The organism is Rhizobium sp. NLR8a (assembly GCF_019685235.1).
Taxonomy (GTDB): domain Bacteria; phylum Pseudomonadota; class Alphaproteobacteria; order Rhizobiales; family Rhizobiaceae; genus Rhizobium.
Genome location: NZ_JABDWI010000014.1, coordinates 1 through 18585 on the forward strand (window position 1 = coordinate 1; position 18585 = coordinate 18585).

General features: G+C 62.3%; 16 protein-coding genes and 3 pseudogenes. 12 read left to right on the forward strand and 7 right to left on the reverse strand.

Annotation, left to right across the window (positions count from 1 at the left end):
- The 5 genes and pseudogenes from HJC04_RS24645 to HJC04_RS32280 all read left to right on the forward strand — a co-directional run.
- A pseudogene (locus HJC04_RS24645) lies at positions 1–161 on the forward strand (S-(hydroxymethyl)glutathione dehydrogenase); the annotation flags it as partial.
- A gap of 2 nt (positions 162–163) precedes the next feature.
- On the forward strand, positions 164–1000 hold the full coding sequence (gene fghA, locus HJC04_RS24650; RefSeq protein ID WP_210631733.1) for an S-formylglutathione hydrolase: 837 nt from the start codon (positions 164–166) through the stop codon (positions 998–1000).
- A gap of 55 nt (positions 1001–1055) precedes the next feature.
- Entirely contained in the window at positions 1056–1628 is a 573-nt protein-coding gene (gene gfa, locus HJC04_RS24655; protein WP_221123450.1) for an S-(hydroxymethyl)glutathione synthase, read from the forward strand.
- A 444-nt stretch (positions 1629–2072) separates the two neighbouring features.
- Positions 2073–3086: a GlxA family transcriptional regulator gene (locus tag HJC04_RS24665; protein ID WP_221147421.1), complete on the forward strand. Its 1014-nt coding sequence runs from the start codon at positions 2073–2075 to the stop codon at positions 3084–3086.
- A 131-nt stretch (positions 3087–3217) separates the two neighbouring features.
- Positions 3218–3318, forward strand: a pseudogene (locus tag HJC04_RS32280) (LysR family transcriptional regulator); the annotation flags it as partial.
- A gap of 136 nt (positions 3319–3454) precedes the next feature.
- Here the strand turns inward: HJC04_RS32280 and HJC04_RS24675 are convergent.
- Positions 3455–5100: pseudogene (locus HJC04_RS24675) on the reverse strand (acyltransferase).
- A 301-nt stretch (positions 5101–5401) separates the two neighbouring features.
- Complete coding sequence (locus HJC04_RS24680) at positions 5402–5896, reverse strand: Lrp/AsnC family transcriptional regulator (protein WP_221123449.1); 495 nt, start codon at positions 5894–5896, stop codon at positions 5402–5404.
- A 172-nt stretch (positions 5897–6068) separates the two neighbouring features.
- Between HJC04_RS24680 and HJC04_RS24685 the strand changes: the two genes are divergently transcribed.
- Positions 6069–6275, forward strand: a complete 207-nt coding sequence (locus tag HJC04_RS24685) for a hypothetical protein (protein WP_221147342.1) — start codon at positions 6069–6071, stop codon at positions 6273–6275.
- Positions 6276–6302: 27 nt separating this feature from the next.
- Positions 6303–10010, forward strand: coding sequence for a trifunctional transcriptional regulator/proline dehydrogenase/L-glutamate gamma-semialdehyde dehydrogenase (gene putA / locus HJC04_RS24690; protein ID WP_221147343.1), 3708 nt, complete (start codon positions 6303–6305; stop codon positions 10008–10010).
- A 167-nt stretch (positions 10011–10177) separates the two neighbouring features.
- On the opposite strand, the gene HJC04_RS24695 is transcribed toward putA, so the two are convergent.
- Positions 10178–11029 carry a sugar phosphate isomerase/epimerase gene (locus HJC04_RS24695; protein ID WP_221147344.1) on the reverse strand — a complete coding sequence of 284 codons (852 nt, stop codon included), beginning with the start codon at positions 11027–11029 and terminating at the stop codon, positions 10178–10180.
- Here HJC04_RS24695 and HJC04_RS24700 point away from each other — a divergent pair.
- From HJC04_RS24700 to HJC04_RS24720, 5 genes are all read left to right on the forward strand, one after another.
- Entirely contained in the window at positions 11016–11213 is a 198-nt protein-coding gene (locus HJC04_RS24700) for a hypothetical protein (protein ID WP_221147345.1), read from the forward strand. The genes HJC04_RS24695 and HJC04_RS24700 overlap by 14 nt on opposite strands.
- 157 nt (positions 11214–11370) lie before the next feature.
- Complete coding sequence (locus HJC04_RS24705; protein WP_210631739.1) at positions 11371–12258, forward strand: sugar phosphate isomerase/epimerase; 888 nt, start codon at positions 11371–11373, stop codon at positions 12256–12258.
- Between the two features lie 57 nt (positions 12259–12315).
- Positions 12316–13485, forward strand: coding sequence for a mandelate racemase/muconate lactonizing enzyme family protein (locus tag HJC04_RS24710; protein ID WP_210631740.1), 1170 nt, complete (start codon positions 12316–12318; stop codon positions 13483–13485).
- A 2-nt stretch (positions 13486–13487) separates the two neighbouring features.
- On the forward strand, positions 13488–14180 hold the full coding sequence (locus HJC04_RS24715) for a FadR/GntR family transcriptional regulator (protein WP_210631741.1): 693 nt from the start codon (positions 13488–13490) through the stop codon (positions 14178–14180).
- A 21-nt stretch (positions 14181–14201) separates the two neighbouring features.
- Positions 14202–15176: an NAD(P)-dependent oxidoreductase gene (locus tag HJC04_RS24720; RefSeq protein WP_221147346.1), complete on the forward strand. Its 975-nt coding sequence runs from the start codon at positions 14202–14204 to the stop codon at positions 15174–15176.
- Positions 15177–15242: 66 nt separating this feature from the next.
- Here the strand turns inward: HJC04_RS24720 and HJC04_RS24725 are convergent, their stop codons facing one another.
- The 4 genes from HJC04_RS24725 to HJC04_RS24740 are packed head-to-tail and all read right to left on the reverse strand — an operon-like array spanning position 15243 to position 18584.
- Positions 15243–16319, reverse strand: a complete 1077-nt coding sequence (locus tag HJC04_RS24725; RefSeq protein ID WP_210631743.1) for an ABC transporter ATP-binding protein — start codon at positions 16317–16319, stop codon at positions 15243–15245.
- Positions 16319–17428 (reverse strand): ABC transporter ATP-binding protein, encoded by a 1110-nt coding sequence (locus HJC04_RS24730; protein ID WP_210631744.1) that lies wholly within the window; start codon positions 17426–17428, stop codon positions 16319–16321. Before HJC04_RS24730 ends, HJC04_RS24725 begins: the two co-directional genes overlap by 1 nt.
- Positions 17425–17628, reverse strand: coding sequence for a hypothetical protein (locus tag HJC04_RS24735; protein ID WP_210631745.1), 204 nt, complete (start codon positions 17626–17628; stop codon positions 17425–17427). The genes HJC04_RS24730 and HJC04_RS24735 overlap by 4 nt, the downstream gene beginning before the upstream one ends.
- Complete coding sequence (locus tag HJC04_RS24740; RefSeq protein WP_003572879.1) at positions 17625–18584, reverse strand: carbohydrate ABC transporter permease; 960 nt, start codon at positions 18582–18584, stop codon at positions 17625–17627. The genes HJC04_RS24735 and HJC04_RS24740 overlap by 4 nt, the downstream gene beginning before the upstream one ends.
- Between the last annotated feature and the right edge of the window lies 1 nt (position 18585).

An 18585-nucleotide genomic window follows, 5' to 3' on the forward strand; every position in this document is an offset into this window, starting at 1 on the left:
CGCGCGGCCGCACCGACGTGCCGAAGATCGTCGACTGGTACATGCAGGGCAAGATCCAGATCGATCCGATGATCACCCACACGATGCCGCTCGAAGACATCAACAAGGGCTTCGACTTGATGCACAAAGGCGAAAGCATCCGCGGCGTGGTGGTGTACTGAGAATGAAGACGATATCGGCTGATAAGTCTCACGGCGGCACACAGGGCGTCTATGTCGAACGTTCCGAGGCCTGCGATTGCGACATGACCTTCGCGGTGTTCCTGCCGCCGCAGGCGGCCGAGGGCAAGCTGCCGGTCCTATGGTATCTGTCCGGCCTGACATGCACGCATGCCAACGTCATGGACAAGGGCGAGTATCGGCGGCTTGCCGCCGAACTCGGTCTCGTCATTGTCTGCCCGGATACCAGCCCCCGCGGTGACCACGTTCCCGATGAGGCCGACAACTGGCAGTTCGGCAAGGGTGCGGGCTTTTATGTCGACGCCACCCAGCCGCCCTATTCGGCGAATTATCGCATGTACAGCTATATCGTCGACGAGCTGCCGCGGCTCCTTGCTGCGGAATTTCCGGTCGACATGGAGCGCCAGGGGATCTTCGGTCACTCGATGGGCGGACATGGCGCGATCACGATCGCGCTCAAGAACCCCGACCGTTTCCGCAGCTGCTCGGCCTTCGCGCCGATCAGCCATCCTTCGGTTTCCGGCTGGTCGAGACCGGCCTTCCGAAAATATCTCGGCGCCGATGAAAAGACCTGGCGGGCCTATGACGCCTGCTCGCTGATCGAGGACGGGCATCGGATCCCCGAACTGCTCGTCGACCAGGGAACGGCGGATAGCTTCCTGGAGGACGGTTTGCGCCCCGACGAACTCAGGCAAGCCTGCGAGGCGGCTGATATCGACCTCAGGCTTCGCATGCAGGAAGGCTACGGCCATTCCTACTTCTTCATTTCCACATTCATGGAGGACCATCTGCGCTGGCACGCGCAGAGGCTGGCAAAGTAGTTGCAGAGCTCGGCCGGGCATAATGCAAACGGCCAGGGAGGGAAGGAGAAAAGCAATGACCAGCATAGCCATACATCCCGCAGTGGATTCAGGCTTTCGAGCGACTGACGCTGCTTTCGCAGGCGGAACGCTCGTGTGCAACTGCGCGAGCAACCCGGTCAAGGTGAGGATCAAGGGTGACATCGCCCACAACCACGTCTGCGGCTGCACCAAGTGCTGGAAGCCGAAAGGCGCCGTCTTCTCGGTTGTGGCTGTAGCGCCGACCGAAAGCGTCGAGGTGCTGGAAAACGGCGACAAGCTCGCAGTCGTCGATTCCGCAGCCTTGATCCAGCGGCATGCCTGCAAGGAATGTGGCGTGCATATGTACGGGCCGGTCGAGCGCGAACATCCTTTCCAGGGACTGTCCTTCGTCCACCCGGAGCGCTTCCAGGAGGGCGGCTGGGCAAGGCCGACTTTTGCGGCGTTCGTATCGTCGATCATCGAAAGCGGCTTCGATCCTTCGAAGATGGACGCCGTTAGGGCGCAGCTGAAAGCGTTGGGCCTCGAGCCCTATGATTGTCTCTCGCCCGGCCTGATGGACTATATCGCAACTTGGACCGCCAAGAAGAGCGGCGTCCTGGCTGCCTGAACCTTCCGGGGAGCGCTGGCGTGCCGGCGCTCCCCGATCGAGTTCGGCATCTATTGATCGAGGGCGGCTCTCAATTCGCGGCTTACGGCTCCGGCAATTCGCCTCGACGTCGGCCACAAGCAGTGACCCCGCGATAGTATCAATCGCCGCGGCGGGACCATTGATGTCCCTCGGCCCAGTTCGAGGCATTCGGAATGACATCGGCAAAATGTCTGAATATCTGGGGAGAAATGATCTACGGCGCGATCAGGATGATCGATATCGCGGCTTCGATCAATGCGTCGATCGCTTCGTGGTATTGATTATCGTGATGAACTCTTGGTTCACTTGCGGAGGCTGGGCGCGCGTCATCGGCCACAACACCATTTGTGTTGACGATCGGCACCCGCTGGCGCACGGTTTTCAGATTAGATGAGCGCATTCAGAAACGGTGATGAGATGAATATCCGACCTGGGCAGCATCGGCAGGCAGACGGCGCTGCGAAACCCGCCGCCCGTCTCAAGGTTGGGTTTGTCTTGTCGCGGTCGTTCACGTTGTCCGCCTTTGCGCTGTTCGTGGATACGCTGCGGCTTGCCAGCGACGAGCAGGACCGTTCCGGACGGGTGCTTGCCGACTGGCAGGTGATCGGCAGCACGCGGCACCTGATCACCTCGAGCTGCGGCGTCCAGGTCGCTCCGACGTCGGACTTCGTCGATCCCACGCGCTTCGACTATATCGCCGTCGTCGGCGGCCTTCTGAGCGTGGAGAACCCCGTCGATCAGCAGACCATCACCTTCCTCAAGCAGGCGGATGCCAAGAAGGTGCCGCTGATCGGCGTGTGCACCGGTACCTTCATCCTTGCCGCGGCGGGCCTGATGAAGCGGCATGAATCCTGCGTCAGCTGGCTGCATTATAAGGAGTTCCGCGAGCGGTTCCCCGACCTCAGCGTTCGCTCCGACCGGCTCTTCAATCTCGATCGCCAGCGTGGGTCCTGCGCCGGCGGCAGCAGCAGTGCCGATATGGCGGCGCTGCTGGTCAGGAAATACATCAGCCGCGATGCCGAACGGAATGCGCTTGAAGTGCTGCAGATCGAGAAGGCCCGCGCTCCGGCCGACATTCAGCCCAGGCGTCCGCTCTACGACGATTATGACGACGCCCGCGTCAAGGCGGCGATGATTACCATGGAGCAGTTCGTCGATGGCAGCATGCCGATCGAGAAGCTTGCCGCCATGGTCGGGCTATCCAGGCGGCAGCTGGAGAGGATCTTCATCGAGAAGACCGGAATGTCTCCCGCCAAGGCCTATAATCGAGTCCGCATGGAACGGGCAAAATCGATCCTTGCCCAGTCGAAGGCGCCGCTGATCGAGATCGCGCTCGATGTCGGCTTCGAAAACGCATCGCAATTCACGAGGACGTTCAAGCGCACATTCGGGCAGACACCCTCGCAGCATCGCGCGGCGGCTTTGAGAGCGCACTGAACACGAGACCGTTTCAGATATCCTCCCAGGGAAGCTGTCCAGCCGCTCCGCGCCCTTCGTCGTGACCCTGGGTTTCCAGATTGATGCTCCCGGAGCCGGCTCGTCGATCAGGCTTTCGACATTGAGCATGCGTCACCCAGTCAAGCGTCAGCCGGCAGGTCGCTGCCCTCGAGGAGGAGCTCGGCCAGCCGCTGGTCCTGCGTATCACCGGGCGATCGAGCCGACGGCTGCCTGATCGGCACTTTCCCGAGGACGGAGCCCTGGTGCGCTTCGAGACAAACGAGCTTGCCGCCGAAGATCGCTACAAAGTGATCGTGCGGTCGAGGCCAGGTGCAGCAATGCCCGCAAACTCGCCGCCGCCTGGTTGATTACAGGCCGAGCCCGGGCGTTGCCGTCCGGTGTACGCCCTTGGGAATGAAGGCGAAACGATCCGCAAGGCCGAGGAAATCAGCCGACAGGTGGATGACCGAAAGCCACATCTCCGTTCCCTGCAGGCTCGGCTCGGTACCATCGGCGAACGGGAATCCCTCGCCGTCCCGCCATCTGTCCAGCGCCCTTGCAATGAGATCACGGGCAATCGCCTCACCATCTGCCCGCCGATAATCGGTCTGTCGGGCAATCAGCAGCAGGGGACGATCGTGTCGAGCAGGTTGCAGGCATTATGCTTCGCGCCGACGAAGCCCTTGTGGTTGCGGTAGTTGAGGTGAACCGTTTCGAGGGCGGCGTGGGGGTGCGGAAGCGGAACGCCGAACTGGGCGTAAGTGCCGCGTGTCAGGCGATAAAAACCGTTCACCGGCTGGAGCCATCCCTCCAGCGCCGTCGGCTCGCCCCATAGGCCGGAGACGCTGTTGGCATTGCGGTTCAGCCACTCGAACAGCGGTTGGCGCGATTGCCGGAGGCCGAAATACCGGGCGTTGAAATACATGGCCGTGCCGATGGCGTCGACCGCGCTGCCGGCGTGCCATGCCCTGCTTTGCCAGGGCAGCGCACTCAGCCATTCGTCCAGCTCTCCGGCATCGAGATCGACCGCCCCGACAGGATGCCGCGGATTCGAGCCGAGCAGTTCAAGCGCGTAGCCGACCGAAAGAACATTGTAGAGCGCTTTCGGATCATCCCTCAGCGACGTTCCGTGCACGCCCGTACGGTCTTCAGGAAAAAGGCCTGTGTCGCGATCCTGGAGGCCTTGTAGCCGCTCGATTGTCTCGGACGGATCGAGGCCGGGCGGCAGCTGGCCAAAACCGGCTGCGATCTCGATCGCATCACAGAGATGCCGGATCGCCGGCCTTTTGACGCCATCCGCCTCGAGCGATTCATAGGAAACCTCGGTTTTCCAGCGCGCAAGAATCTCCGGCCATTGCTCCTTCGCCTTCTGTCCGAGCCTGACCAACTGGTCTTCAATGTTTCTCGCTGTGGATTTCGGGGGCGCGCTGCCCCGACGCCGCAGCACCCGCGCAGGGACGCCGCCGGCGATCGCCATGGGGGGAATATCCCCCGTAACGACTGCCCCGGCGGCAATGACGGCGCCTTTGCCGATTGTGACGCCGTCGAGGATCACGCAATTGGCGCCGATCCAGACGTCGTCACCGATGGCGATGCCGAGGCTGATGACGCCCTGGCGGTGTATGGGGCGATCAGGATCGTCGAAGCCATGATTGAAGCCGACGATCGATGCATGCGAGGCAATGCGGACCCCATTGCCGCACGTCACCTTTCCGGAAACGCAGGCATAGGGATTGACGGAACAATCGTCGCCGAGGATGACATCGCCGCGCACGAGAGCGTGCCCCGCAATCCACGACCGCTCGCCCATCGTCAGGCTTTCGGTGAAGATCGCGGCGTTCTCCGCGACATAGGAGGTCTCTGCCAGTTCCGCGCCGCAGGACCGCCTGAGCGCGGCTTTGCGGGCGAGGTGAGTGGGATGGTCGAGGTCCGACGCGATGCGTTCCCAGGGGAGATATCGCAGCCGGCGTGGTTCGTTCTCTTCGCTCGCCGATACTTGCGGGCTGTGATCCATCGTGCTCCTCATTCTCAGATTCCGCCGCCGGCTGTTCGTCTGCCTTGGCGGTCTTGCCTGACTACATCAGATGGCGTGCTTTGTGTGAAAGCAAGACCGTCGAAGGCGCGTTCTGGGGATGTCAGCGCGTCGCCCAGGCATAAGGGGAGGGTGTATCACGGGCGTCGTTCTGCAGCACGAATGAGGTGGTCAGCAGCGCCAGGCCGATCGATGCCGATGAAACCAAGCGCACGCGGCAGGAAACCGAGACACGGCTGCGCGGCCCGCGAGGCAACTGCCCCAACGGCTTAGACGTTCATGATCACGAAAGACTCGAACCGAATTTGTCCCAGCCTTCCTTGATCGTTTCCATCGCGACATTTGTCGAAGTGTTGGCAACATGCGGCAGGGTCGAGATGCGTTCGCCGAGAACGCGGCGGTAGCGGCCGATATCGCGGGTGCGGATCTTCAGGAGATAGTCGAACCGGCCGGCGATCATGTGGCACTCTTCGACCTCCCTGATCTTCTTGATGGCCTCGTTGAAGCTTTTGAGCGCAGCCTCGCGGGTGTCGGAAAGTTTCACCTCGACGAAGGCAATATGGTCGAGCTGCATTTTCGCGGGGTTGAGGACGGCTTTGAAGCCTTCGATATAGCCGTCGTTGATCAGCCGCTTGAAGCGGATCTGGCAAGGCGTCTTCGAAAGCCCGACGCGCGCCGCGAGATCGGTGATCGACAGCCTGCCATCCTCGGCCAGCGCCGCGAGGATCTTTCTGTCGAACTGGTCCAAATCACTAAATGTGTCGGTTTCTGTGGCCATATGAACTCTTGGCGATCGGTTTATAAGTTCATACAGCTTGAAAATGGCTAAAATCAAGTGAGATCGCGATTTGCGGCTGTGATAGATTATGCGTCGGCAAATGGGAGGACGGCGTGAGCGTCTGGCGCATTGCCGGGATCGGCAGCGCCGCCGCACCACAGGGGGATCATGGATGCACGGGAAACAAATCGATGACGATCAGAAGCCGGACTTGCTCGTCCACTACAGGCCGGTGGCGATAAGAGCGGTTGCGGCCGCATTCACCCTCAAGCGCGACAAGCCGGAGGCGCGCCCGCTTCGCGAGACGGAATATTCCGGTCCGGCTTTTCTGGATGATGCACTCTGGGATGACGAGCCAGGTGTTCCATTTATCCGCTAAACAGATTTTGATTGAACAGGGACTCCCATGTTGAACGCAGCGATCGACCCCGCCTCCTCCATTGATCCCGCTGAGGGCGCGCCATTCGCCGCCTTCGCGCCGCCGATCCGGCCGCAATCCGAGCTTCGCCAGGCAATCACGGCCGCCTATCGCCGCCCGGAAACCGAATGCCTGCCGCCGCTCGTTGCCGCCGCACGCGTTTCCGAGGCGAAGCGTTATGATATCCGCAACACGGCCCGCACTCTGATCGAGGCGCTGCGTGCCAAGCACAAGGGCACCGGCGTCGAAGGGCTGGTTCAGGAATATTCGCTTTCCAGCCAGGAAGGCGTGGCGCTCATGTGCCTTGCCGAAGCACTGCTGCGCATTCCCGATACGGACACCCGCGATGCGCTGATCCGCGACAAGATCGCCGAGGGCAACTGGACCTCGCATATCGGCGGCGGCAAATCCATGTTCGTCAACGCCGCCACCTGGGGTCTCGTCGTCACCGGCAAGCTCACCTCGACGGTCAACGACCGCAGCCTGTCGGCGGCGCTGACGCGGCTGATCGCGCGTGCCGGCGAGCCGGTCATCCGCCGCGGCGTCGATATGGCGATGCGCATGATGGGCGAGCAGTTCGTCACCGGCGAAACGATCGAGGAGGCGCTGAAGCGCGCCCGGCCGCTCGAAGCGCGCGGCTTCCGCTATTCCTACGACATGCTGGGCGAGGCGGCGACAACCGCAGCAGACGCCGAGCGCTATTTCAAGGATTACGAGAAGGCGATTCATGCCATTGGCAAGGCAGCGGATGGGCGCGGCATTTATGACGGCCCCGGGATTTCGATCAAGCTTTCGGCCCTGCATCCTCGCTATGTGAGAGCGCAAGCCGGCCGGGTGATGGGCGAGTTGCTGCCGAAGGTCAAGGCGCTCGCCGCTCTCGCCAAGTCCTATGATATCGGCCTCAATATCGATGCCGAGGAAGCCGACCGGCTGGAGCTTTCGCTCGATCTTGTCGAAGAACTCTGCTTTGCTCCGGAGCTTGCCGGATGGAACGGGCTCGGCTTCGTCGTGCAGGCCTATGGCAAGCGCTGCCCCTTCGTGCTCGATTACATCATCGATCTCGCCCGCCGCTCCGGGCGCCGGATGATGGTCCGGCTCGTCAAGGGCGCCTATTGGGATGCGGAGATCAAGCGCGCTCAGCTGGATGGTCTCGACGATTTTCCGGTCTATACCCGCAAGATCTATACGGACGTCGCCTACATCGCCTGCGCGCGCAAGCTGCTTGCCGCCGCCGATGCCGTCTTCTCGCAATTCGCCACCCACAATGCGCAGACGCTCGCCACGATCTATCATCTGGCAGGGCCCGACTTCGCAGTCGGCAAATACGAGTTCCAGTGCCTGCACGGCATGGGCGAACCGCTCTATGACGAGGTGGTCGGCAAGGATAAGCTCGACCGGCCCTGCCGCATCTATGCCCCCGTCGGGACGCATGAGACGCTGCTAGCCTATCTCGTCCGCCGCCTGCTCGAAAACGGCGCCAACTCCTCTTTCGTGCATCGCATTTCCGATCCCAATGTTTCGGTCGAGGCGCTGATCGCCGATCCGGCCGAGACCGTCGCGGCCATGCCCGTCGTCGGCGCCCCGCATGTGCAGATTGCCGCGCCCCAGGCGCTTTACGGCAGCGCCCGGACCAATTCGAGCGGCCTCGATCTCTCGAGCGAAGCCACGCTTTCGGATCTGGCGGAGACGCTGGCTTCCACGGCTGCGATGCCCTGGCATGCGGTTCCGATTCTCGCCGATGGCTCCACGGATGGCGTGACGCGCGATGTCCCCAATCCTGCCGATCACAGCGATGTCGTCGGCACAGTGACCGAGCTGAAGGTCGAGGAAGCCGCCCGCGTTGTTGCGATGGCAGCCGAGTATGCGCCGCAATGGGCGGCCGTGCCGCCGGCAGAGCGTGCCGCATGTCTCGATCGGGCCGCCGACATTATGCAGGCCCGTATCAAGGTGCTGATGGGCATCGTCATGCGCGAAGCCGGCAAATCCGCCGCCAACGCCGTCGGCGAAGTGCGCGAGGCGGTCGATTTCCTGCGCTATTATGCTGATCAGGCGCGCAAGACCCTCGGGCCGTCGCATCTGCCGCTCGGCCCGATCGTCTGCATCAGCCCGTGGAACTTCCCGCTGGCGATTTTCACCGGCCAGGTTGCCGCAGCCCTCGTCGCCGGCAATCCCGTGTTGGCGAAACCTGCCGGTGTGACGCCGATCATCGCTTCGGAGAGCGTCAAGATTCTCCACGAGGCCGGTGTGCCCGTCGGCGCCCTGCAATTCGTGCCCGGCAGCGGCCGCCTTGGCGCCGGCATGGTCGGGGCTCGGGAAACGGCAGGTGTCATGTTTACCGGCTCGACCGAAGTTGCCCGCATGATCCAGGCGCAGCTCGCCGAGCGCCTGTCAGCGACCGGCAAGCCGATCCCGCTGATTGCCGAAACCGGCGGCCAGAACGGCATGATCGTCGATTCGTCCGCCCTGGCCGAACAGGTCGTGGCCGACGTCGTGACATCGGCTTTCGACAGCGCCGGCCAGCGCTGCTCGGCGTTGCGCGTCCTCTGCCTGCAGGACGACGTCGCCGACCGGACGCTCGCTATGCTGAAGGGGGCTTTTCGTGAATTGACCATCGGCCGCACCGATCGCCTGAGTATCGATGTCGGGCCTGTCATCAACGACGGCGCGAAGGCGGAGATCGACCAGCATATCGAAGCGATGCGGGCCGCCGGCCGCAAGGTGGAGCAGCTGCCGCTGCCGCAAAGCGCAGCAAAAGGCACCTTCGTTCCACCGACGATCATCGAGATCAAGTCGCTGTCTGACCTGACGAGGGAGATCTTCGGTCCGGTCCTGCATGTCGTCCGCTTCAAGCGAAACGGCCTCGATCGGCTGATCGACGACATCAACGCCTCGGGTTACGGCCTGACATTCGGCCTTCACACCCGGCTTGACGAAACGATCGCCCATGTGACGAGCCGCATCAAGGCCGGCAACCTCTACGTCAACCGCAACATCATCGGCGCTGTCGTCGGCGTGCAGCCTTTCGGCGGCCGTGGCCTGTCGGGAACCGGTCCGAAGGCCGGCGGCCCGCTCTATATCGGCCGGCTGGTGCAGCGCGCCCCGGTGCCGCCGCAGCAGGATTCCGTTCATACCGACCTCGCCCTTCGCGATTACATCGTCTGGCTCGACAAGAAGGGCCTGACGGTCGAAGGGGAAGCGGCGCGCGGCTATGCGAGCCGATCGGCGCTCGGGCTCGAACGTGAGCTCACCGGCCCTGTCGGCGAGCGCAATCTCTATGCGCTCCATCCGCGCGGCCGTATCCTGCTCGTGCCGCAGACCGAAACCGGACTGCACCGCCAGATCGCCGCGGCCCTTTCCACCGGTAACCACGTCGTCATCGACGCGGGTTCGATATCGAAGCCTGTCCTGGCGGACCTTCCGGCAGCTGTGGCCGGGCGTCTTTCCTGGACATCGGATTGGGAAAAGGACGGGCCTTTCTCCGGTGCGCTCGTCGAAGGGGACCGCGACAGGGTTCTTGCCGTCAACCGGAAGATCGCCGCGCTGCCCGGCCCGCTTCTGCTGGTCCAGGCCGCGACAAGCGAGGAACTGGCGAGCGATCCCGAAGCCTACTGCCTCAACTGGCTGCTGGAAGAAGTGTCGACTTCGATCAACACAGCGGCGGCCGGCGGCAATGCGAGCCTGATGGCCATCGGCTGAGGCACGAGACGGACGCGCTGAAAACGCACCTCTTGCCGGCAAGGGTGAGAAACCGGCGGTCTGCGTGAGCAGCGCGCCCCCCGCATTCCTTCTGGCAGCTCGGCCGTGTCCGCCGTCTGCCGTGCTGTGCAGCCCTGCCGGCACCGAAACCTTTGGTCGGTTGGCGGTTATGCCGCCGCCTCCCATCCGTCGCGGATATGACGGTACCCTTCACGATAAACCGATTCCGGTGTCTCGAAAAAGTCGCGCCAGACCTTCGTTGCGGCGGCGAGCTCCTCGAGCGCCCGACCAAAGGCTTCGATTGTCAGCCATCCGTCGTAGCCACTCGCGCGCAGTGCCCTGAACGTCTCCGCCCAGGGAATGTTGCCACGCCCTGGAACGCCGCGGTCGTTCTCCGAAATGTGGACATGCACGATGCGGTCACTGTTGCGCGTAAAAGCGCCGACAGGATCGGTTTCTTCGATATTGCTGTGAAACGTGTCGTACATGGCACGGATATTCGGATGTCCGACCGCGTCGATATGGGCCGCAAGGTCGTCCATCGTGTTGAACAGGTAACATTCGAAACGGTTCAGCGCCTCAAGTCCTATCGTAACGCCGTGCTTTGCTGCATGATCGCCAATCGCCAATTGCGAGGAAACCGAGCGCTTGAGTTCCGCCGCGCTTGGCCCGCTTCCGGAAAATTTGCCGAGCGTCGAATGCAGCGGCCCGCTCAGCATAGTCGCGCCAAGCGCATTGCTGCAGTCGATTGCCCATTTCACGTAGTCAATGCCGCGTCTGCGGATTGCCGCGTCGGAAGCGATCAGGTTCATCCGGAGGTCGCCCATGGCGGAAACGGCGGTCCGTTCCAGACCGATCCGGTCGAGCAACGCCGCCAGCCGTCGGTAGTCGTCGGGTTTGCCCGAAAAGATCGGGATCTCGACGCCATCAAAACCCGTCTCCTTGATATCGCGTAACAGTGCCTCGTGTTTTGGGCCGACAGCTGTCGTCCAGAGGAACATGCACATGCCGATCTTCATCTCTCCCCCTTGGCACTTCGCCACTGCGTTGCGGCGTCCGCGCTTATCACTTCCCAAATCTGGTCATACCAAAATGGCGGCTCTGGTCAAGCCGCTGCGCTCACCACTGGGAGCGGGGATTCCGCGCATGAGCGGGAAATACAGCGACAAACAACCGAATACGCCGACTTTCTCGACATCTTGAGGCCGTCTTGCGGACGCTCGGGAATTGGGTTAGAGCTTTCAGATAACTAAAATTGGCCAAACCAGATTGCCGCCGGTAATGAGATTGGCCATCATAAGGTGACGTTTCGATGCCAAGCTGCTGTCGAGCTTGGCCGCAACAGTCTAGGAGGAACCTCATGCATCTTTCTACGCACAACTGGATGCGGGCTGAACCGCTCGCCGTCACGCTGAAACGCATCAAAAAATATGGCTACGAGAGTATCGAGATATCCGGCGAGCCGGCACAGTACGACGTGAAGGAGACGCGTGCGCTGCTGAAAGAGCATGGCATCCGCTGCTGGGGCGCTGTTACCCTGACGCTCGGCGAGCGAAATCTTGCCGCCAGGGATGAGGGCCAGCGCGCCCGGTCCGTGGACTATGTCAAGAGCGTCATCACCATGGTCAGCGAACTCGAGGGCGAGATCCTCACACTCGTACCGGCAACGGTCGGCAAGGTGGTGCCGGATGGGACCGAGGAGGAAGAGTGGACATGGGTGGTGGACGCCACCAGGGAGTGTTTTGCTCACGCTCAAAAGAGGGGGGTGCGGATTGCCGTCGAGCCGCTCAACCGTTTCGAGACCTATTTCTTCAACCGTGCCGCCCAAGCGCTGGCGCTCGCCGATGCCGTCAGCCCTGAATGCGGAGTCTGCCTGGATGCCTTCCACCTGAACATCGAAGAGGAAGACATCTATGAGGCGATCCGGCTCGCCGGGAAACGCCTGTTCGACTTCCACGTCGCCGATAATAATCGTTTCGCCGCCGGCCTCGGCCACCTCGACTGGCCGAAGATCATCGGCACGCTGAAGGAGATCGGTTACGACGGCGCCGTCACCAACGAATTCGTCGCTCCGGTTGACCGGACGCCTGCCACCAAATATCCCGACATGGTCGAGCGCAACCCCGTCGACATCCCCCCGGAACAGCTGAAATTTATCCAGGATCACGGCTCGAGCCTGCTCACCGAGAAATTCTACGACGATCAGATGCGGATCACCGCCGAGACGATCCTGCCGCTGATCAAGTAACGAATGGAAGATATCTCCCGCGGCCCACCGCGGGCCTTGAGGAGCGGGGGCAGAGACATGCGTATCAAAAGCGTCGAGGCCTGGTGGGTCAAGATTCCCATCGAGGCGAGCCGTCAGCACCGCAGCGACTTCGGCCGCCTGATGACCTTCGACAGTGCGATCCTGCGTATCGAGACGAACGACGGCATTGTGGGCTGGGGGGAAGGTAAGAATGCCGCGGGCAGTGCCGGCAGCTATGGCACGCTGGTGCACATGATCAATCACGAGGTAGGGCCCAAGCTCATCGGCCGCGATCCTGGCGACATCTTCACCATATGGGAAATGCTCTACAACGGTGTACGCCACGAGACGGCGGCGAGTTCGGGTCACGCCATGCCCGAGATCGCGCGGCGCGGCCTTTCGGTCGCTGCGATCAGTGCGGTCGACATAGCGCTCTGGGACATCCTCGGCAAGTCGCTCGGCGTCCCAGTCTGGAAGCTGCTGGGTGGCCGCAAGGCGGACCGCTTGCCTGCCTATGCCTCGGGCGGTTGGGAGAGCACGGACCGGATCGGCGAGCAGCTCCGGTCCTATATCGCGGCAGGCGGTTTCAAGTCAGTCAAGATGCGCGTCGGCGCGATGGACGGTGCGCCGCATGTCTCGGCAGCGCGCGTGCGTGCCGCTCGCAAAGCTGTCGGCCCCGACGTCGATCTAATGGTCGATGCGCATGGCACATATACTGTTGGCGAAGCGAAGCGCTTTATCCAGATGGTTGCGGACTGCGACCTCGCCTGGTTCGAGGAGCCTGTCATAGCCGATGACAAGCCGGGCATGGCGGAGGTGCGCGCGGCCGGGAACGTGCCGATCGCTGCCGGCGAGAGCGAGGCGACGCGTTTCGCCTTCCGAGATCTTGCGATGCTCCGGGCCGCAGACATATTCCAGCCCGATCCGGCTTTCTGCGGTGGCATTACGGAAGCGATGCGCATCAGTTCGCTCGCCAGCGCCTTCAACCTCCGTTTCGCACCGCATCTTTGGGCTGGGGCGCCCTGCTTCTTTTCCGGTCTGCACGTGTGCGCGGCCTCTCCGGCAAGCTTCGTCATCGAATATTCCCTCGGCGCAAATCCGATGATCCACGATCTTGTCGAGGACGCTGTGTCTGTAAAGGACGGTATGATAGAGATCCCGGACCGACCTGGCCTGGGCTTCACGATCAATCAGAGGGTCCTGGAGACTCACGCGCAAAGACAGTGACGATGAAAGAAAACTCCCTCCTCTCCGATCTCGCAGCTTATCTTTTCTCAAACTCGAGCGACACCGGCCGCACGCCATCGGAGCGCGAGCTTGCAGAACATTTCACCGTCAGCCGGGGCCAAATTCGCGAGGCATTGGCGATCCTGGAGGCAATGCGCATCGTAGAGCGTCGAGCCAAGTCGGGCATCTATTTGACGACCACGGAGGCGAGCGTGGAGGCAATGGCGCTTTTTGCCCGCGCCGGCGTTCCCCTAGACCCCATTCTGATCTACGAGACCGTGGAGCTTCGCAAGATCCATGAGATCAAGGCCGCGGAACTCGCCTGCGGCCGGGCGACGGAGGAGAATTACAAGCGCTTGCGCGATATACTCGCTGCGTCCGAGGCGAAGCTTGCCGCGGGCGAGGGGCTGGCGCGCGAAGACCGGGATTTCCATCTGGAGATCGTTCGAGCCACCAAGAACAGCGTCTTCTATCGGGTGTGCAGCGTCTACTACGTCATGGGCGAACACCGGCTGCCTATCTATTTTGCCGATGCCGCCCGAAGCCGGCGCTCGCATGAGGAGCATATCCGCATTTACGAAGCGCTGCTTGCCCGAGACGGCAATCTCGCCCAGGCGCTGATGAGCGCGCATCTTCAAGGTGCGGAAAGCTATTGGAAGGGTCTTATCGGCGGTCCAGCGACGGCGGCCGGATAGGCGTAACCGGCGGGGAGGCCGATGAGCTTCATCTTTTCCACACATCCCCTGCACCCCGCGGCCAAGGCCGTGCTTGAGGGGGCGGGTGATCTGCGCGTAGCTTCCGCGCCCGATCCGGAAACCTTGCTGCGAGAAGGACGCGGCGCGGGTATTGTCGTCGTGCGCGCGCCGATCCCGCCGGCCTTCTTCGAGGATGCGCCAGCGCTTCGCGCGGCGATCCGCCATGGTGCGGGCCTCGACATGGTTCCAATGGAGGCGGCGACCCGCGCCGGCGTGCTTGTCGCAAACGTCCCCGCTGTCAATGCGTCGACTGTCGCCGAGCACGTATTCTTGGTGACATTGGCCCTGCTGAGACGCTTCCGCCAAATGGACCGGGAACTGCGTCAGGACGGCTGGGCGGCGGGCCGCGCCCAGTCGGATGCGGCCGTCGACCTCGGCGGCCGCACTATGGGCATCGTCGGTATGGGCAATGTCGGCAAGGCGATCTTCAAGATCGCGAAGTTCGGCTTTGGCCTGGAGGTGGTCGCAACGAGCCGGTCGCCGGAAAGCGTGCCTGCGGGCGCGCGCTTCCTGGCGATCGATGAGCTTGTTGAGCGGGCCGACATCGTCGTGCTCTGCTGCCCGTTGACGCCGGAGACGACTGGCTTGCTCAATGCCGGGCGCATCGGTCGGCTGAAGCCAGGAGCAATCCTGATCAACGTGTCACGCGGTCCCGTCATCGATGATGCGGCGCTGATCCAGGCGCTAGGCGATGGCCGAATTCGCGGAGCAGCGCTTGATGTCTTTGCAACGCAGCCATTGCCGCTCGACCATCCCTATTTCGGCTTCGCCAACGTCATCGTCACTCCGCATCTGGCTGGTCTGACGGAAGAGAGCATGATGCGCATGGGGACAGGTGCGGCCAGCGAAGCGCTGCGCGTCATCAGAGGCGACTTGCCCGTCAATTTGCGCAATCCCGAAGTGGTAGAACACTACCGCCGGCGCTTTCCGGCATAGGCCGTCCGACCGGGAACGTTGGTTGCCTGCCGCGCCACCGAGACCATTTGTATTGGGTGGATCAGGTCAGCCTGCGTGCCGCAGGCTGACCCCGCTTCCGGCGTCAAACAGGACGACCTTCTCCGGATTCCACGAAAAGCGAACCGTATCCTCGATCCGCAGCGCCGTTTGCGTCGGCACGGTCGCGTGGATAAACTTCTCGCCGGTGCGCAGTGTCACGATCTTTTCGACGCCATGGTTTTCCACGTCGTGCACCCGTGCTTCCCCCGGCGCGCCACTGTCGAGGAAGATGTCCTCCGGGCGAATGCCGAAGGTGAGCGGGCGGCCGTCCGTCGCAATTGCGTGGTCGCTGCCCAACGGCAGCCGATAGCCCTCGCTGGCCACCGCCTCGCTGCCGGCGAGCGTGCCGTTGATCAGGTTCATCGGCGGTGAACCAACGGCGCGCGCGACGAAGGTGTTGACCGGATTCCGGTAGATCTCCTGCGGTGTCCCGGTCTGCACCAGTTGACCGTTGTTCAGGACGCCGATCTTGTCGCCCATCGACATGGCCTCGATCTGGTCATGAGTGACGAAGAGGAAGGTCGCGCCGAGGTTCATCTGCAGGTTCTTCAACTCCGTGCGGAGTGCTTCGCGAAGCTTCGCGTCGAGCGCCGAAAGCGGCTCGTCCATCAGGAACACGCGCGGCTTGCGCACGATGGCACGGCCGATAGATACGCGCTGCATCTCGCCTCCCGACAGCCGGTCCGTCTTGCGGTCGAGCAGATGCTCGATGCGCAGGGTCTTCGCAACCCGAGCGACGCGTTCCTTGATTTCCTCTGGCTCAATGCGGCGGATGCGGGATTTTAATGGAAATTCCAGGTTCTCTCGGACCGTGTAGCGCGGGTAAAGCGAGTACTGCTGGAGCACCAGGGCCACGTCCCGCTCGGCGGCGCCCCAGTCGGCGACGTCGTGCCCGTCGATGTAGATCTGGCCTGCGGTGGGCTTTTCGAGCCCGGCGATCAGGCGAAGCGTCGTTGTCTTGCCGGCGCCGGTCTGCCCGAGCAGCACGAAGAACTCGCCGTCAGCGATGTCGATGTTCAGGTTTTTCAGTGCCGTGTGGCTGCCGAAAGTCTTGGTAATGCCCTTAAGTTCGATATGCGCCATCAGAGTCTGATCCCGAGCGATGAACCGGTTGCCGTATTGAAGAAATGAGCCTGGGCGGGGTCGATGCGTGCCCAGACGGCTTCGCCTGGACCGGGTACGAAACCGCTTTTGGTTCGCGCCCTGATCATTTGCTGGCCGACCTTCAGGTCAACGATATCGTGTGAGCCGAGCGGCTCGATAATATGCGCCTCGACCGGCACGAAGCCCTCACGTGCTTCCCGTGAAACGATCACGCCCTCGGGCCGAACCCCGAGTGTTAGCTGGCCGTTCGCGGCCTTCGCGTCAGAGAGACGGTTGGCCAGTGCGGCGGGGAACTCAAAGCCCGTTACGCCGTCGCCAACCTGCACGCGCGTATGGTCGCCCGTTTCGCTGACGGTTGCCGGCGCCATGTTCATCACCGGGCTTCCGACAAACTGCGCGACAAACATGTTGGCGGGTTGACCGTAAACCTCTTCCGGCGTGCCGATCTGCTGGAGGATGCCCTCGTGCATGATGACGATGCGGTCGGCGAGCGACATGGCCTCCACCTGGTCATGCGTCACGTAGATCGTGGTTGAACCTTGCTTGATGTGCAGACGCTTGATTTCCGCCCGCATCTCCTCTCTCAGCTTCGCGTCCAGCGCACCGATCGGCTCGTCCATCAGCATGGCCTTCGGCCGTCGCACCAGAGCGCGGCCGATTGCGACACGTTGCATGTCTCCTCCTGACAGTGCCGAAGGCTTGCGGGCCAGCAACTCGGTGATGCGCAGAACCGCGGCGATTTCCCGGACCGCCTTATCGACATCGGCGCGGCTCATCCGGGTGGCGCGGAGCGGGAAGGCGATGTTTTCGTAGACCGTCATGTGCGGATAGAGCGAAAAGGATTGAAACACCATCGCGATGTCCCGGCCGGATGCCTTGATATGTTGCACCGGCTTGCCGTCGATTAGGATGTCGCCTTCGTCGATCGTCTCCAGGCCGGCGACGGCGCGCAATGTCGTCGTCTTCCCGCAGCCCGATTGTCCGAGCAGCACGATGAACTCGTTATCGGCAATGGCGAGATTAAGGTCTTTGATGACCTGGACGGCACCGAAATATTTCTGAATGGCGCGAAGCTCGATCTGCGTCATGACTGACTGCCTTCGTCTGATTGCGCGTCCCGGGGGATTTTGGTCGCCACCATGAAGGCGATCAGTCCGACCAGCGTCATCGTCATGCCGTAGCGGTGCAGGAACAGGTTCCAAGGCTGGCAGAGCGCGATAATGCCCAAGATCATCAGATACTGCGAACCGGGTTCGAGATATTTCTGGTTGAAGGCGCGCAAGGTCATTTGCGGATCGCTCCGAAGCTCATGCCGCGCAGGAGATGGTTCCTGAGCAGGAACGTGAAGATCGCGACCGGTAGCAGGAACAGGAACGTACCGGCCGCAATGACCGTCCAATCCGGCAGGCCGGAGCCGACCTGGCTCGGAATGAAGGGTGGAGCGGTTTGCGCGCGCCGGTTCGTCATGATCAGCGCAAACGCATATTCGTTCCAGGCCGTTATGAAGCAGAAGACGGCGGTCGCAGCGATGCCGGTGGCCGCTTCGGGGATGACGATCTTGAAAAACGCCTCCATCCGCGTGTAGCCATCGACGAGCGCGGCCTCCTCGTATTCCTTTGGGATCTCGTCGATGAAACCCTTCATCAGCCAGACGGAGAAGGAAAGATTGAAGGCGGTGTAGAGGATGATCAGCCCCCAATGCGTGTCGTTGAGGCCGACGGCGCGGTACATCAGGAACATCGGGATCGCCACGACGACGGGCGGCAGCATGCGCGTCGACAGGATGAAGAAGAGAAGGTCGGCCTCCCCTTTCACTCTGAAGCGCGAGAAGCCATAGGCGGTGAAGGTTCCCATGCCGACTGCCAGCACCGTGGACGTGATCGCGACGATCAGCGAGTTCATGAAGCGGTTCGGATAGCCGGATGGCTGCACCTCGCCGCGGCCGGAACGGACGATTTTCTCACCACCGTCGAACACCATCCGCTCCCACCAGGGGGCGGCGGCATATTCTTCGGGGGTCGGCACGCCACGCAGCTGCGAGCGCTTGGTGAAGAGCTTCACGAAAGGCGAGAGCTCCGGCTCGAAGAGCACTGTCGGTGGTATGGTGGTGGCGAGGTTGCGGGGCTTGAAGGCCGTCGAGGTGATCCAGTAGATCGGCGCCAGGAAGATCAGCGTAATGACAAGTACGGCGGCGATTGCCACCCGGTTCAGCGCGCGTTCGGAGCGGGTTTGAACGGCGGCCATC